The sequence below is a fragment of the Corynebacterium sp. LK26 genome (assembly GCF_014335085.1).
GTDB lineage: Bacteria > Actinomycetota > Actinomycetes > Mycobacteriales > Mycobacteriaceae > Corynebacterium > Corynebacterium jeikeium_D.
This window is the reverse complement of sequence record NZ_PDHB01000002.1, coordinates 200336-214070: the sequence shown is the minus strand read 5'-3', so window position 1 is coordinate 214070 and position 13735 is coordinate 200336. Positions and strand designations below refer to the sequence as shown.

Below are 13735 nucleotides of genomic sequence, written 5' to 3'. Positions count from 1 at the left end.
CCCCGGGGGCACCCGTGCTAGTACCTCAACGGAACCGAATCCCCTTTTTTCGCGCCTAACAGTAATAAGAACTGTTTTTCGCGGGGAAGGGGATTTTTCGTGTCCGCACGTTTTACTGGAGGCAGTGGCGGAGGCTTGCTGCACTTTTCGGAAGATGCAGTGACAGCGGCTGCCCGAGAGATCGAGCAGCGCGGCCGTGAAGGCCATGAGCGGTGGGGAAGCGCTCCCGATATTTCCGCGGCAGACTGTGGCCAGGGTTTTGCCGCCCAGGGGCGTCGTCTGCAGCAGGCGGCAGCGCGGCTGCGTGAGCACGGGCAATCGATGTACGCGGGACTTGGCAATCATGCTCCGGCAGTGCGGGAACAGTGGCGTGTCTTTGCAGGCTGTGACAGCGACGGGAGCGCCGACCTCGGTGGAATTGAGGTAGTGGACTGATGCCATGGGTTGCTCGAATTCTTCCGATATTGGTGCGTGTTATTGGCCGTGGAAGCCGTATTGGAGCCAAGCGCGGGGTTGGCGGCATCGGCAAGAATCTGCCCAAAGTCTTGGATAAGGTGCGACGCGCTGACGGCTGGAAGGGCAGCGCCCTATCCAAGTTCTCTAACTCCGTGGGGTTGATAGCCTCCGCGATAACTATTGCTATGGCTTTCGATTGGGGCGGTTTGAAAGGCGATGCCGCCGACGCCGCCAAGGAACGCTGTGATAAAGCCGCGCAGGACTGTGCGAATCAGGATGAGCAGTCCGCCAATGGCGCGCAGAGCGTCGGCGAGTGCGGCAAGAAAGTCGACGAGGTCCTGGAGGATTGCGAAAAGCAGGCCGAAGATATGGCTGAGCAAACCGACGGCATCCTCTCTCAGTGCGAAGCGCTTGTCGACGATCCGGAGGTCGGCGCCGAAGCCGCACAAGTGGCCCAGCAGGTGTGTAACAGTCTCGTCGACTCCACTGGTCAGCTCTACGATGCGCGTAATAGTTGCATCGAGCAGTGTCTTGAGCAGGCAGCGTGTGACACTGAGGCCGCGGTGGTCGCCACCCCGCCGCAGCCTCCTACTGTTCCTGCCAGTTCGGGTGCTACCTCGGCGGCCTGTGCAGAGGTGGCTGAGTCTGGGAGTGGCGAAGGAGCTACTGTAACCGGTGGCAACGGTGCTACCGCTGGTGGAATTGGGGTCGTTGCCAACGTTGATATTGGGATAGAGGCAGGCGTTGCTGCTGGAATATCCGTTGGAGGTGCCATTGGCGCTGCCGGGGCGGCCAGTATCGCTGGAATTGCGGGAGCTGTCGGGGTTGCAGGCAGTGTCGCGTCCTCACTGCTCAACTTAGACATGTGCACGGAGACGGAAGAGCCAGTGTGCGAACAGGCACCTGCGCCAGCACCAGCACCAGCACCAGCTCCTGCGCCGGAGGACTGTGTGCCGGAACCCGAACCAGAACCCAAGCCCGAACCTGAACCCAAGCCCGAACCTGAACCCGAGCCCGAACCTGAACCCGAGCCCGAACCTGAAAATGTTCCTGAACCGCCTCCTCCAGCTGAGAAACTAAAGCACTTGGGAATCGAGCTGCCACAGGAGACGCAAGCAGAACAGCGAGCGGAACCGCAGCCAGAACCACAAGCAGAGCCGCAGCCAGCACCAGCCCAGGATTCGGCAGCATCAGTGCAGGAATCTGCTTCAGCTGTGCCCGAGCCCCCTGAGCAGCCCAACGCCCAGGAGCTTGTGGGCGCGGTCAATTCGCCAACGGCAGGTGAGTGGTAATGGGGAGTAAGCATGCCGCGAAATATGACCGGATTGGGCAGGCCTATTACGACGCTGCTGCAATGACTAGGCAGGAGTTCGATACGGCGGTACAGAGGGCACAGAAAGAATTGCAGGGTTTGGAGGAGCGTCGTAAAGCACGCGAAATTAAGGAGAGGGAGGTGGCGGCGGGCGTCGAAAAGCAACAAAAAACCGCCCGACCGAAGGGAACCGTTACGCGGTTGTTCGGGCGGGCGGGGAAAGGGACGCCGACGGTGAAGTCGATTCGGGGCGTGTCCTGAAGCGTGGCCTAGTGACTACTTGCCGGGAATCAGCGAGTGCTCCGGGTTTTCCGGCAGCTCCTTGATGAGCCACTCCATGTCGCGGTTAGTTGTGCCCTTGATAGTGGCGGTCGGGTCTGCGAAATCTGAGTACTTCTTGTCGTCACCGACCGTGGCCAGCAGGAAGCCTGTGAGTGCGGCGCGCGCGACCTCCTGGTACTTCACCTTGGAGGAAGAGAAGCCCGCTAGACGACGGAGAAGAGTTGTTTCCGAGAAGCTGCCCTGGTCAGCCTTGTCTACTTCGCGGTAAACGACATCGCCCTTCCACTGAACAGCCAGGCGAGCCGGGTTGCCGCGATCGAGCCACTGATCCTCGCCAGGGGCCAGGACGAGGCCCGGGGCCGAGACATTAGTTGCAGCGGCGCTGGAGGAAGGCGCGGTAGTTGCGGGGAAGACGCAGCCAACGCCGGAGATGAGGTCGTGACCAGCAGCGGCGAGGACGGCTACACCCGCGCCCATGCCGTGACCGGCAACGCCAAGCTTCTTCGGGTGGACGACGACCTTGCCCTCACCGAGGCGGACACCAGCGAGAATCTGGAGCGCTGTCTCCAAATCGTTGGCGAGACCACGGTGATCTGCCACGATGCCATTTTCGGTGTCCGGAGCAGCGACCGCGATGCCCCACGAAGCTAGGTGACGCAGCGTGGCGTGGTACTCCTCAATCGGTGTGCGCCAATCGTGTGCGAAGGCGATACCGGGGATGCCATTGCCCTCGGCAGGCGTGTAGACCTTTCCCGGCAGGCCAGTAAAAGCGAGATCACCGACCATGACGCGGTGCGGTCCACGCTTGGAAAGATTAGATGTCAGAGTCTTCAAGTTGTCAGCCACAGTGAATAGCTTAACTATAAGGTGCATACCTTTGCTGAAAAAGTGCCAGGATGAGCGAGAATGTCTATTTCGTTATGACGATTTTCCGCTTCGCGGGTTATTCTGTAGGACATGTGTGGAATCGTTGGATATGTGGGCCATCAGCCCGCCCTGGATATTGCTGTCGATGCGCTACGACGCATGGAATACCGTGGCTATGACTCCGCGGGGGTTGCCATTGTCGACGATCAGGGGCATATCACTGTAGAGAAGAAGGCCGGTAAACTCGCCAACCTCGAGGCTGCCCTTGATGCGGATGGGCGCGACAAAATCACTGGAACCACCGGAATTGGGCACACCCGCTGGGCTACCCACGGTCGCCCAATTGATGAGAATGCCCACCCACACCAGTCCTATGACGGCAAGGTGGCTATCGTCCACAACGGCATTATCGAGAACTTTGCTCCGCTACGTCAGGAGCTGGAGGATGCCGGCATTGAGCTGAAGTCCGAAACCGACTCCGAGGTCGCCGCGCACATGCTCGCCCGTGCCCTGGACGGTTCCGACGGCGGATCTACCGCTGGTGATTTCGAGGCCTCTGCGCTGTCCGTGCTCAACCGCCTCGAGGGTGCTTTCACGCTGCTGTTTACTCATGCAGACCACCCGGATCGCATCATCGCTGCTCGTCGCTCCACTCCGCTGATTGTCGGGGTGGGCGAAAACGAAATGTTCCTCGGCTCCGATGTTGCGGCTTTCATCGCGCACACCCGCGAGGCCGTGGAGCTGGGGCAGGACAACGTCGTCATCATCACCGCAGATGACTACCGCATTCTGGATTTCGCCGGCAACGAGCAGCAGGGTCGACCATTCACCATCGACTGGGATCTCGCCGCAGCCGAAAAGGGTGGCTATGACTCCTTCATGATGAAGGAAATCCACGAGCAGGCTGCCGCCGTCCGCGATACGTTGGCCGGTCACCTCGTTGACGGCCGCATCGTTCTCGACGAGTCCCGCCTGAGTGACCAAGATCTGCGTGACATCGAGAAGGTCTTCGTCGTCGCCTGTGGTACCGCATACCACTCCGGTTTGTTGGCCAAGTACGCCATTGAGCACTGGGTTCGTATCCCGGTCGAGATTGAGGTCGCTTCCGAGTTCCGCTACCGCGATCCGGTGCTGGACCGCCAGACGCTGGTGGTCGCTATTTCGCAGTCGGGTGAGACTGCGGACACCCTTGAGGCCGTGCGACACGCAAAGAGCCAGGGCGCCCGCGTGCTGGCTGTCTGTAACACCAACGGTGCACAGATTCCGCGTGAGTCTGACGCCGTGCTCTACACGCACGCCGGCCCGGAGATCGGTGTTGCTGCAACCAAGTCGTTCCTGGCGCAGGTTGCCGCAAACTACTTGGTCGGATTGGCTCTGGCCCAGGCACGCGGCACTAAGTACCCGGATGAGGTCACTCGCGAGTTTGAAGAGCTGGAGACCATCCCGGCACTGATTGACAAGGTCGTCGCTAAGGGCGATGAGTTCATCGACATGGCCAAGGAAATCGGTGCTATTCCGACGATGCTCTTCCTCGGCCGACACGTTGGTTTCCCAGTCGCACTTGAGGGTGCGCTGAAGCTCAAGGAGCTTGCCTACATTCACGCAGAGGGGTTCCCGGCAGGCGAGCTCAAGCATGGCCCAATTGCACTCATCGAGGATGATCTTCCGGTCGTCGTCGTAGTGCCATCGCCGAAGGGGCGCGCCGTGCTGCACTCCAAGATTGTCTCCAACATCCAGGAAATTCGAGCCCGAGGTGCCAAGACCATCGTGATTGCCGAAGAAGGGGATCAGTCGGTGGTTCCTTTTGCGAACTACCTGATTGAGATCCCGGAGACCTCCACGCTGCTCCAGCCGCTGTTGTCTACGATTCCAATGCAGTTCCTGGCAGCTGAGATTGCTCGCCAGTGCGGTAACGAGGACATCGATAAGCCGCGCAACCTGGCTAAGTCAGTCACCGTCGAGTAGTTCGTCCTGCTTTCGTCGGTACTGCTCAATCTCCGCATCGAGTTCTTCATCCGTGAGGGACTCGATGCGTTTTGCTTCTTCCTCGGATAGGTCCCAGACCTCATCGGATACATGGCAAAATGACAACATCCAATCGAGGTTGCGTTTCTGAATCGTCTTTATCTTCCGTGTCACACGCTGATGAAAAGTTTGCTTGCCGACGTTCTTTAGCGGCCCAACCGGAACGCTAGTCGCGGTGTCCCCATTACGGGAAGTCCACACTTCTGTTCCGTCGGGGTATCTGTCGATATCCCAGCCCTCGTGCGTTTTTAGATTGTGGTGTCGGCGGCAGAGACAGTGCAGATTCTCAGTGTCAGTCGGCCCGCCCTGCTTGGGATTGTCGTGGTTGTACGGCTGAATATGGTCCAGGTCGCACTTGGCTGCCGGGACGTCGCAGCCGGGGAAGCGGCAGGTACCGTCACGCCCACGGACGCGAGCCACCTGGCTCTCGGTGGGGCGGTAACCATCCACCTTGCTGTCGGCGGAGATACGGATGTGAGTTGCGCGGGCAAGCCATTCTTCGGTGGCTACCTCGCTCAACCAGCCGACGCCATCAATCCATGCTGGCCCACCGCCGACCTCGCGGTAGACATTGATGACAATCTCGGCATTGGTCGATTTCTGTGCCAGCTGTAGTAGCGCTTCCGCCTGCGTGCACTGTTCACCACGATTGATTGCTGTGTTGCGAATCCCCTGAATCCTGGCCATGAGCTCGGTCGCGCGGTCGTTTTCAAGGATTGCTGTGACCTTTTTGTGCTTGCCATCGCCCGTGTCGGAGAGTGCGACCGCTTCGCCTTCTGGAACCCGTTGGGTGCCGTCGTTGCGGGCGCAGTCGTTGTACTCAGAAACCAAGTCGCCGATTAGACGAGACAGCGTGTAGACACCAACCATTGCTTGTCGAGGTCGCGTCGGAGTGAGCATTTCCAAAAGATGGGGCTCTACCGTGTCGAACTGATCTGGTGACAGCCCGGCAACGCCATTGGCGATGGCGCGGAGATGGGCTAACGAGAAACAGAAGGTGGATTCGATGAGAGCCCGGACTTTTGGTAGGCGTTCGAACATCAGCGCAATTTCGCACAGCGTAGAACACTTGCCGCGGCTAAGGCCGGTTCGAATGCTTATGCGGGCAAGATGGTGATTGACATCGACCTCCTCACCGGGAGCGCAGATATCGATCAGTTGAAGGTCTGCGGCGTTGATGGCACGGGCCGCGCTGCTAATCGGGTCGTCGGATTGCTGGTTGGCCCATGAGGGCTTTTGACCTGGTGCTGGAAGTTCTGTGGGCGGCGATGACATTGGTTATCCCCCTGATTACTACGTGTCCGCCGGAGAATTGAAGATTGAGTTCTGTGGTGGAGAGAAGCATGGAGAGGCTGTGTCAACCAGTCCCGCCAACCCCTGTGCACCGGACAAAGAACTTTCGCTTACAAATTTTCCCTACAACCCAAATCGTACACCTGTTTGAAAAACTGTCAATAGAATTCTGGAAATATGTTCTAAAATTCTGTGCTGAATTAGATCCGGCCCCTCCGTCCGAGCCTCCTCCGTCCGAGGCCCCTCGGCAGGGCGCCGTACAAAGGCAGGACTCGCTGTCGCGGATGATGCGGAACATCACCAGCTTCAGCGCCATCCAGTTCCTCCAAGAACTCGTGAATGCGTTCGAGCGTATTGGGGGAGTAGAGCAGTGCGAGGTGATCAGACCAGTCGCCACCGCCAGTGGCATTGTTGACGTTCGTAATGTGGTGACCCTCTTGTTCGGGCAAAAAGGCGCCGGTCCACGGGCGAACCACGGTGTCAAAAGGGGTGCCGATATTCAGGTAGTGCGGACCACGTCGGGTAATGCCACGCGCTGCGCGGTTCAGAGTCGCAATGTAGTCAGAGTCCAGCAGCTGTTGAATGCAGGCACGGCCGACAAGGCGGTCGACGAGCTTGTGCATCGGTAGGCCGCATCGCTCAAGGGCACTGAGCCTTCGGCGCATGCCCCACGCAGTAGTGCCGCGATGGTTTCCCGCAAGCGAGATCACTGCCCGCACGGGGCTGTTGTCGGAGGCGTACTGCTCGGCTTCTTCTTCGTTGAGGCCATGGTTGAGGGCGTCGTCGTAAAGCGAATCGATGCTCGCGTTGGCGTAACTGCGGCAGTGTAGACCGCCCTGGGAATGACCGATGAGGTCGATGCGGGGTAGGGAGAGTTGGGCTCGGAAGCGGTCGAGAAGGTCGGTGACTTCGGCGAGCGCATCGCTTAAATCGGTGGTGGCTTTGACGCTACGGAGACGGCTGACCAGCGTGGCGGGGTCGGAGCCGTAATCGAGTGAGAATACGGGGCGATTCCGGGCGAGGAACGGCCCCAACATGGCGAAGGAGTTGAACGAGTTCATCCAGGTGCCGTGAACCAGGACAATTGGTATGCGACCGTTGTATCTGTCCAGGTCGGGAGTGATTTTGCCGTCGAGGATTTCGCGAACGTCCTGCACGCCGTGGGGGATCCATTCGGGATGACGCAACGAGCGCAGGTATGCCTGGGGAAAGGCGCGCAGTAGAGGGCCGAAAACTCGCGTGCTCGGGGAGTAGTCATCCATAGGGGCTAATCGTAGGCTGGGTTTATGACGTACTGCTACACAGCTGCCGAAATTCGCGCCGCGGAACAGCCCTATCTGGACGCACAAACGCGTGACGACGAACTCATGCGCCACGCAGCCGCCGCTGTGTCGGAGGTGGCGGAGCGGATGCTCTCAGAGGCATCTCCGGAGCCTGGTCGCGGTCGCGTGCTGCTGTTGGTTGGATCGGGAGGCAATGGTGGCGATGCACTCTATGCTGGCCGAAACTTGTCCTCGGATGGGCATGGCGTGGATGCGGTTTTGCTGGGCTCGAAGCCACACGAGCGGGCACTGAAAGCTTTTGAACTCGCAGGTGGGCGGGTGCTGCCGTTGGGGTGTGACCGGGAGACGGATTTATCGAAGATTCTGTGGTCGATTAGTGAAGACTACGCACTGATCATCGACGGCATCGTGGGGCTCGGAGGTCACGGCGCGCTGCGTGAAGAGGCCGCGTGGTTGGTGCGCGAAGCGCGGTTGGGCAAAGTTCCCATTCTCGCGGTTGATGTGCCGAGCGGCGTAGAAACCGATACTGGGCGTGCTTTTGACCCGCCTGCCCAGACCATCAATCCAGACCCTGATTTGGAGGAGAGACAGAACCCGTACTTGCCATCTCACGTGGAGGCCACGACAACGGTGACTTTCGGCGGTCTGCGCTACGCGCACTCGCTGTCCGAATCCTGTGGCACCGTCGAATTACACGAAATTGCGCTCGATGCCTTCTCCCTCGAACTTCCAGGACTGGGGCAGACGCTCTATGAAAACGGTACCTACAATGCCGTCCACCACCAGACTCCGACCGTGGAGTTCTACGAAGCCCTAGGCGGGAGCTTTCCGGCACCACTTGGCGCGATGACCCCGCTCGAACCCGGTGCAGCTGACCACAAGTACTCCACTGGAGTTACAGGAATCGCTGCCGGAAGCGAAGCGTATCCGGGCGCAGGTCAGCTGTGCGCCACCGCTGCCGTGCATGCGACCAGTCCCGCGGTCATCTATGTCGGCGACGCGGCCGCACGCAACCGCATCACCGCAGCCTTGCCGACGGTCATTGCGCAGCAGGACTCGGTGGATCGCAAAGAGGTACGCGTCGATGCCTGGGTCGTCGGTCCCGGTCGGGGCACTGATGAGAAAGCCGCCGAGGAACTGCGAGACATTCTGACCACTGACAAACCAGTGGTCATCGACGCTGACGCACTGACACTGCTGTCGAAGCATGAGGACATCCGACAGCTCGTTCGTGAGCGCGGCCAGGAGCGCAACCTGCGCACTGTTCTCACGCCGCACGCCGGTGAATTCGAGCGCCTGACCGGGCACGAGGTCACTAACCCCATCGCAGATGCGCGTGAACTTGCCGAGCAGTTCTCCTCCGAAGTGTTGCTCAAGGGACGCCGCACTGTGATGGTCAATCCGACAACGCAGCGCACAGTCGTGGTTGACGCGGGTAGCTCCTGGGCAGCCACGCCGGGCTCTGGCGATGTACTGTCCGGGCTCCTCGGCGCCTGGGTAGCGCGTGGCGAAGCCCTCTATCTACCAGCAATTATTCATGCGCGCGCCGCATTTTTGGCCGCGCAGACAGAGTTCGGACCAGCACCCTGCAGCGCCCAGGACATCGCCGAATCCATCCGAGATGCCACCGCATGGTTCACCAACGAAGGCAGCAGTGGCAAAATACGGCTATGACTTCCTCGGCACCAGCCATCCTGACCCATACCGTTAATCTCGACGCGATCACCCACAATGTGAAGACCGTCAAGGCCATCGCAGGGGTGTCGGAATTCATGGCCGTCGTCAAGGCGGACGGCTACTCGCAGGGTGCGCTGCAGACCGCGCGTGCCGCGCTGGCCGGCGGGGCAACGCAGCTCGGTGTCGCAACAATCGACGAGGCGCTCTCCCTCCGCGAGGAACTCCGCGCCACGCTTGACGACGGCCACACCATCCCCATCCTCGCCTGGATCTGGGACGCAGCAGCCACCTCGTTGGTGCAGCGCGCTGTGGCTGCAGATATTGACCTCGGTCTGCCGTCGATGGCTCATGCGCTGGCCGTGGCCAATGCCGGGCGGGCGCTGTCGGTGACACCACGTGTGACGGTGATGGTCGATACGGGTTTGGGCCGCTCGGGATTCTCTATGGCCAATGGGGACTTTGAGCATGCGGTCGCTCAGCTGGTTGAGCTGCACAAGACCGGTGCTCTGAATATCACCGGTGCTTTCACGCACTTTGCGTGCGCGGATGAGCCGGGCAACGAGAGCGTCGATAAGCAGGCGCAGAATTTCCGTGCTGCGATTGCGGCACTGCGTGAGGCGGGGCTGGACGAGCTGATTAACCATGCGGCGAATTCGCCGGCATCGTTGTCGCGTCCGGACCTGGCCTTCGACATGGTGCGCCCAGGGCTGGCGATTTATGGTGGCGAGCCAATTGTGGGTGCCACCCATGGATTGCGTCCGGCGATGCGGTGGGAGGCGTCGGTCATTTTGGTCAAGAAGCTGCCGGCGGGGCAGTCGGTGTCCTACGGGCAGACGTGGACAGCTGACCGCGATACCACCGTCGGCATCGTGCCCTGTGGCTATGCCGACGGCATGATGCGCTCGGCCTCCGGGCATTTCGAGGTGAGCATCAATGGCACGCGCTATCCGCAGGTAGGGCGCGTGTGTATGGATCAATTCGTCGTCGACCTGGGACCCGACACCGATGTCGAGGCCGGCGACACTGCGGTTATCGTTGGTGATCCCGCACTGGGGGAGCCCGGTCTCGATGACCTCGCGAAGGCATCCGGCACCATTAACTACGAAATCCTCACTGCGCCAAAGGGACGCAGCGAGCGAAAGTGGGTGCGCAGCCGCATCGCGCCAACCGCAGAGGACATGCGTGACCTCGGCGAGGAAATTGGCCGGGAGTTGGCAGCTGGGGATCTGGTGATTCTCGATGGCCCACTCGGCGCGGGCAAAACGACCCTCACGCAGGGCATCGCCCGCGGCATGAATGTGCGCGGTCGCGTGACGTCGCCGACGTTCACAATCGCCCGCGAGCACCGTCCGCTGGCAACCGACGGCGTCACCCTCATCCACGTCGACGCCTATCGACTCTTCGGCGAAGAGGGACCCGGCTCCGATGGCGAGGCCTTCGATGCGCTGGACTCGCTCGATTTGGACACCGACCTTGAGGACAGCGTCGTGGTCGCCGAGTGGGGAATGGGGCTCGCCGAGGTGCTCTCCGAGCGCTATCTACAGGTGAGTATCGATCGTTCGCGTGACGACGATGCCCGCGTCGTCACCTGGACGTGGAGCAAGTAGCTTCAAGTCGGTTCAAGTAGGTTACTGAGTATGAACATTTTGGCCGTTGACACATCGACTCCACAGGTCACCGCGGGAATTGTCCGCGATGGTGAAACCGTGGCCGAAAAGCTGCACCTGGATGCCCGTGCGCACAACGAGGTGCTGGTGCCGCTGATTCAGCAGTGCCTCACTGACAGTGGGGTGGCGGCAACCGAGCTAGATGCCGTGGTTGTCGGCTGTGGGCCGGGGCCGTTTACGGGCTTGCGCGTTGGTATGGCCACCGCAGCCTCCTTCGCCGACGCTCTGGGAATTCCCTGCTGCGGCATCTGCAGCCTGGATTCGCTTGCGGGTGGGGTTGGCGATGAACTGGTCGTCACCGATGCCCGCCGCCGCGAGGTGTACTTCGCCGCCTACCGCGATGGCCAGCGGGTTTTCGGTCCGGCAGTGGCCAAGCCAGCCGACGTCATGGAGCTGCTCAAGGAAGAACTTGCAGCAGAAGCCGCCGACTTCGCGCCGAGCCAGGCCCGCGGCAGTCTCAGCCACATCGAGCAAATTGCCGGGCTTGAGGTTGCTGCCGAACAAGTCTTTCCCACTCCGACAGCCATGGTTGAAGCGGTCGACTTTGACTCCGCGCCGGGCCCACTGGTGCCGCTGTACTTGCGCCGTCCGGATGCCGTTGTCCCGAAGGCTATGAGATGAGCGTCGTCAAGCTAGTGCGTCTCGGGCCTCCTGCGGCCAAGGCGTGTGCGGCGATTGAGGCGGAGCTATTTGCCGGCGACGATCCCTGGTCGGAATCGGCCTTTATGGCCGAGCTGGCCGCGCCGAACAATTTCTACGTCGGGCTGATTGCAGATGTAGACGAGGACGAAGAACTGTGCGGCTATGCGGGGATTACCAAGCTGGGGCCTGCGGGTGCCGCCGAGTACGAGATTCACACCATCGGGGTGGGGAAGAAGTGGCAGCGCCGGGGCTTTGGGACGCAGCTGATGGACGCGCTGATGGCAGCTGTGGCGGAGGATTCGGGCCCGGTGTTTTTGGAAGTTCGCACAGATAACGAACCCGCAATCGCCATGTATCGGCGCTATGGCTTCGAAAATATGGGGCTGCGAAAGAACTATTATCCGGGCTCTGGGGCGGATGCGTACACGATGTGTCGGCCTGAGTTGGCCAGCTAGATGTTGACGTATTGACTAATCTGCGTTAAACCAGGCACATGGCTAAAACCTTTGCAAAACAGCTCGTAGAAACCCTAGAGAAGCAGGGTGTCAAGCGAATCTTCGGACTCGTTGGAGATAGTTTGAACCCCATTGTCGACGCTGTGCGCGAGTCCTCCATTGAGTGGGTGCACGTTCGCAACGAAGAGGCTGCCGCCTTCGCCGCCGGCGCGGAGTCCCTGGTCACCGGCGAATTAGCAGTGTGTGCGGCCTCCTGTGGCCCGGGTAATACCCACCTCATTCAGGGCCTGTATGACTCCCACCGCAACGGCGCAAAGGTGCTGGCGCTGGCATCGCACATTCCTTCCCGCCAGATTGGCTCGAACTTCTTCCAGGAGACCCATCCGGAGTTCATCTTCAACGAGTGCTCCGGTTACTGCGAGATGGTCAACTCCGCTGAGCAGGGTGGCGTCGTTTTGCATCACGCTATCCAGTCGACCATGACTGGCCACGGTGTTTCCGTGCTGGTTCTGCCGGGCGACATTACAACGCATGAAGTGGAAAATGATGAGTTCGTCACCTCCACTATCAGCAGCGGTCGCCCAGTCGTATTCCCTGACGCCGGCCAGGCCGCCGCGCTTGCCGACGCAATCAACGAGGCTAAAACCGTCACGCTTTTCTGTGGCGCAGGTGTGAAGGACGCCCGCGAACAGGTGCTCAAGCTTGCGGAGAAGATTAAGTCGCCGGTGGGACATGCGCTGGGTGGCAAGATGTACATCCAGTACGACAACCCCTATGACGTCGGCATGTCCGGCCTGCTGGGCTACGGCGCCTGCCACGATGCCTCCAACGATGCTGATCTGTTGATTCTGCTCGGTACTGACTTCCCGTACAACGACTTCCTGCCGACCAAGAACGTCGCCCAGGTCGATATCGATGGTCGTGCCATCGGTCGTCGTACCACGGTGAAGTACCCAGTCGTCGGCGATGTGGCTGCCACGATTGAAACCATCCTGCCGCACCTGGATGAAAAGACTGACCGTTCCTTCCTGGACAAGCAGCTGCGGAACCACGAGCGCCTGCTCAGCCACGTCATCGAGGCATACACCCACGACGTTGAGAACATGCGACCGATTCACCCGGAGTATGTGGCCGACCTGATTGATAAGTACGCCGATGACGATGCCGTCTTCACCGTGGATACCGGCATGGGCAATGTCTGGGCTGCACGCTACGTCACGCCGAATGGCAAGCGAGAGCAGATTGGTTCTTTCCGTCACGGCACTATGGCCAATGCACTGTCGCAGGCCATTGGTGTGCAGGCTGCTGACCGGGACCGTCAGGTCATTACCTTCAACGGTGACGGTGGCCTGTCAATGCTGCTCGGTGAGCTCATCACCGTGAAGCAGGAGCAGCTGCCCATCAAGATGTTTGTGTTCAACAACTCCTCGCTCGGCATGGTCAAGCTGGAAATGCTGGTTCAGGGGCTGCCGGAGCACGAGACCGACCACGACGCAGTGGACTACGCCGGAGTCGCAGAGTCGTTGGGTATCAAGGCCATCCGAATTGAAGATCCGGCCGATGCGCCTCGCCTGATTCAAGAGGCGCTGGCATACGACGGCCCGGTGCTGGTGGATATGATCACCGACCCGAATGCCCTGTCCATCCCGGCAAACATCACCTGGGACATGCTGATGGGATTCTCCAAGGCCGCTACTCGCACCGTCTTCGGCGGCGGCGTTGGTCAGATGATCAACATGGCACGGTCGAACCTCCGCAACATCCCGCGGCCATAGT

At 60.4% G+C, this 13735-nt stretch carries 12 protein-coding genes; 9 read left to right on the top strand and 3 right to left on the bottom strand.

All coding sequences use genetic code 11. The features are described from left to right. Positions 1–99 precede the first annotated feature (99 nt). Genes CRD13_RS04465 through CRD13_RS04455 form a run of 3 tightly spaced genes read left to right on the top strand, consistent with a single transcriptional unit; the run spans position 100 to position 2029 of the window. Complete coding sequence (locus CRD13_RS04465; protein ID WP_016422101.1) at positions 100–435, top strand: hypothetical protein; 336 nt, start codon at positions 100–102, stop codon at positions 433–435. Further along, on the top strand, positions 435–1748 hold the full coding sequence (locus CRD13_RS04460) for a hypothetical protein (protein WP_187401338.1): 1314 nt from the start codon (positions 435–437) through the stop codon (positions 1746–1748). The genes CRD13_RS04465 and CRD13_RS04460 overlap by 1 nt, the downstream gene beginning before the upstream one ends. Continuing rightward, positions 1748–2029, top strand: coding sequence for a hypothetical protein (locus tag CRD13_RS04455; RefSeq protein ID WP_049190377.1), 282 nt, complete (start codon positions 1748–1750; stop codon positions 2027–2029). The genes CRD13_RS04460 and CRD13_RS04455 overlap by 1 nt, the downstream gene beginning before the upstream one ends. Positions 2030–2044: 15 nt before the next feature. Here the strand turns inward: CRD13_RS04455 and CRD13_RS04450 are convergent, their stop codons facing one another. After that, positions 2045–2896 carry a dienelactone hydrolase family protein gene (locus CRD13_RS04450; protein WP_049169967.1) on the bottom strand — a complete coding sequence of 284 codons (852 nt, stop codon included), beginning with the start codon at positions 2894–2896 and terminating at the stop codon, positions 2045–2047. Positions 2897–3007: 111 nt separating this feature from the next. On the opposite strand from CRD13_RS04450, the gene glmS reads away from it, so the two are divergent. Continuing rightward, positions 3008–4882, top strand: coding sequence for a glutamine--fructose-6-phosphate transaminase (isomerizing) (glmS, locus tag CRD13_RS04445; RefSeq protein WP_049190374.1), 1875 nt, complete (start codon positions 3008–3010; stop codon positions 4880–4882). Here the strand turns inward: glmS and CRD13_RS04440 are convergent. Further along, a complete protein-coding gene (locus tag CRD13_RS04440) occupies positions 4865–6217 on the bottom strand; it encodes an HNH endonuclease signature motif containing protein (RefSeq protein WP_187401337.1) in 1353 nt (450 codons plus the stop codon). The two genes, glmS and CRD13_RS04440, sit on opposite strands and share 18 nt — an antisense overlap. 218 nt (positions 6218–6435) lie before the next feature. Beyond that, complete coding sequence (locus tag CRD13_RS04435; protein ID WP_049190370.1) at positions 6436–7497, bottom strand: triacylglycerol lipase; 1062 nt, start codon at positions 7495–7497, stop codon at positions 6436–6438. A gap of 24 nt (positions 7498–7521) precedes the next feature. Here CRD13_RS04435 and CRD13_RS04430 point away from each other — a divergent pair, with 24 nt between their 5' ends. From CRD13_RS04430 to CRD13_RS04410, 5 genes are read left to right on the top strand one after another with little or no spacing between them, the layout of a single operon-like run. Further along, on the top strand, positions 7522–9192 hold the full coding sequence (locus CRD13_RS04430) for an NAD(P)H-hydrate dehydratase (protein WP_070438147.1): 1671 nt from the start codon (positions 7522–7524) through the stop codon (positions 9190–9192). Then, positions 9189–10802, top strand: a complete 1614-nt coding sequence (gene alr / locus CRD13_RS04425) for an alanine racemase (RefSeq protein ID WP_070545672.1) — start codon at positions 9189–9191, stop codon at positions 10800–10802. Before CRD13_RS04430 ends, alr begins: the two co-directional genes overlap by 4 nt. Positions 10803–10832: 30 nt before the next feature. Beyond that, positions 10833–11483, top strand: coding sequence for a tRNA (adenosine(37)-N6)-threonylcarbamoyltransferase complex dimerization subunit type 1 TsaB (gene tsaB, locus CRD13_RS04420; protein ID WP_187401336.1), 651 nt, complete (start codon positions 10833–10835; stop codon positions 11481–11483). Continuing rightward, entirely contained in the window at positions 11480–11959 is a 480-nt protein-coding gene (gene rimI / locus CRD13_RS04415) for a ribosomal protein S18-alanine N-acetyltransferase (protein ID WP_016422111.1), read from the top strand. Before tsaB ends, rimI begins: the two co-directional genes overlap by 4 nt. 38 nt (positions 11960–11997) lie before the next feature. After that, positions 11998–13734 carry a pyruvate dehydrogenase gene (locus CRD13_RS04410; RefSeq protein ID WP_016422112.1) on the top strand — a complete coding sequence of 579 codons (1737 nt, stop codon included), beginning with the start codon at positions 11998–12000 and terminating at the stop codon, positions 13732–13734. Position 13735 lies beyond the last annotated feature (1 nt).

What these genes read in the sequence shown, in the direction of transcription:
- CRD13_RS04460 (WP_187401338.1), top strand. Translation starts at nt 435, where the DNA reads ATGCCATGGGTTGCTCGAATTCTTCCGATATTGGTGCGTGTTATTGGC.
- CRD13_RS04455 (WP_049190377.1), top strand. Translation starts at nt 1,748, where the DNA reads ATGGGGAGTAAGCATGCCGCGAAATATGACCGGATTGGGCAGGCCTAT.
- glmS (WP_049190374.1), top strand. Translation starts at nt 3,008, where the DNA reads ATGTGTGGAATCGTTGGATATGTGGGCCATCAGCCCGCCCTGGATATT.
- CRD13_RS04440 (WP_187401337.1), bottom strand. Translation starts at nt 6,217, where the DNA reads ATGTCATCGCCGCCCACAGAACTTCCAGCACCAGGTCAAAAGCCCTCA.
- CRD13_RS04435 (WP_049190370.1), bottom strand. Translation starts at nt 7,497, where the DNA reads ATGGATGACTACTCCCCGAGCACGCGAGTTTTCGGCCCTCTACTGCGC.
- CRD13_RS04430 (WP_070438147.1), top strand. Translation starts at nt 7,522, where the DNA reads ATGACGTACTGCTACACAGCTGCCGAAATTCGCGCCGCGGAACAGCCC.
- alr (WP_070545672.1), top strand. Translation starts at nt 9,189, where the DNA reads ATGACTTCCTCGGCACCAGCCATCCTGACCCATACCGTTAATCTCGAC.
- tsaB (WP_187401336.1), top strand. Translation starts at nt 10,833, where the DNA reads ATGAACATTTTGGCCGTTGACACATCGACTCCACAGGTCACCGCGGGA.
- rimI (WP_016422111.1), top strand. Translation starts at nt 11,480, where the DNA reads ATGAGCGTCGTCAAGCTAGTGCGTCTCGGGCCTCCTGCGGCCAAGGCG.
- CRD13_RS04410 (WP_016422112.1), top strand. Translation starts at nt 11,998, where the DNA reads ATGGCTAAAACCTTTGCAAAACAGCTCGTAGAAACCCTAGAGAAGCAG.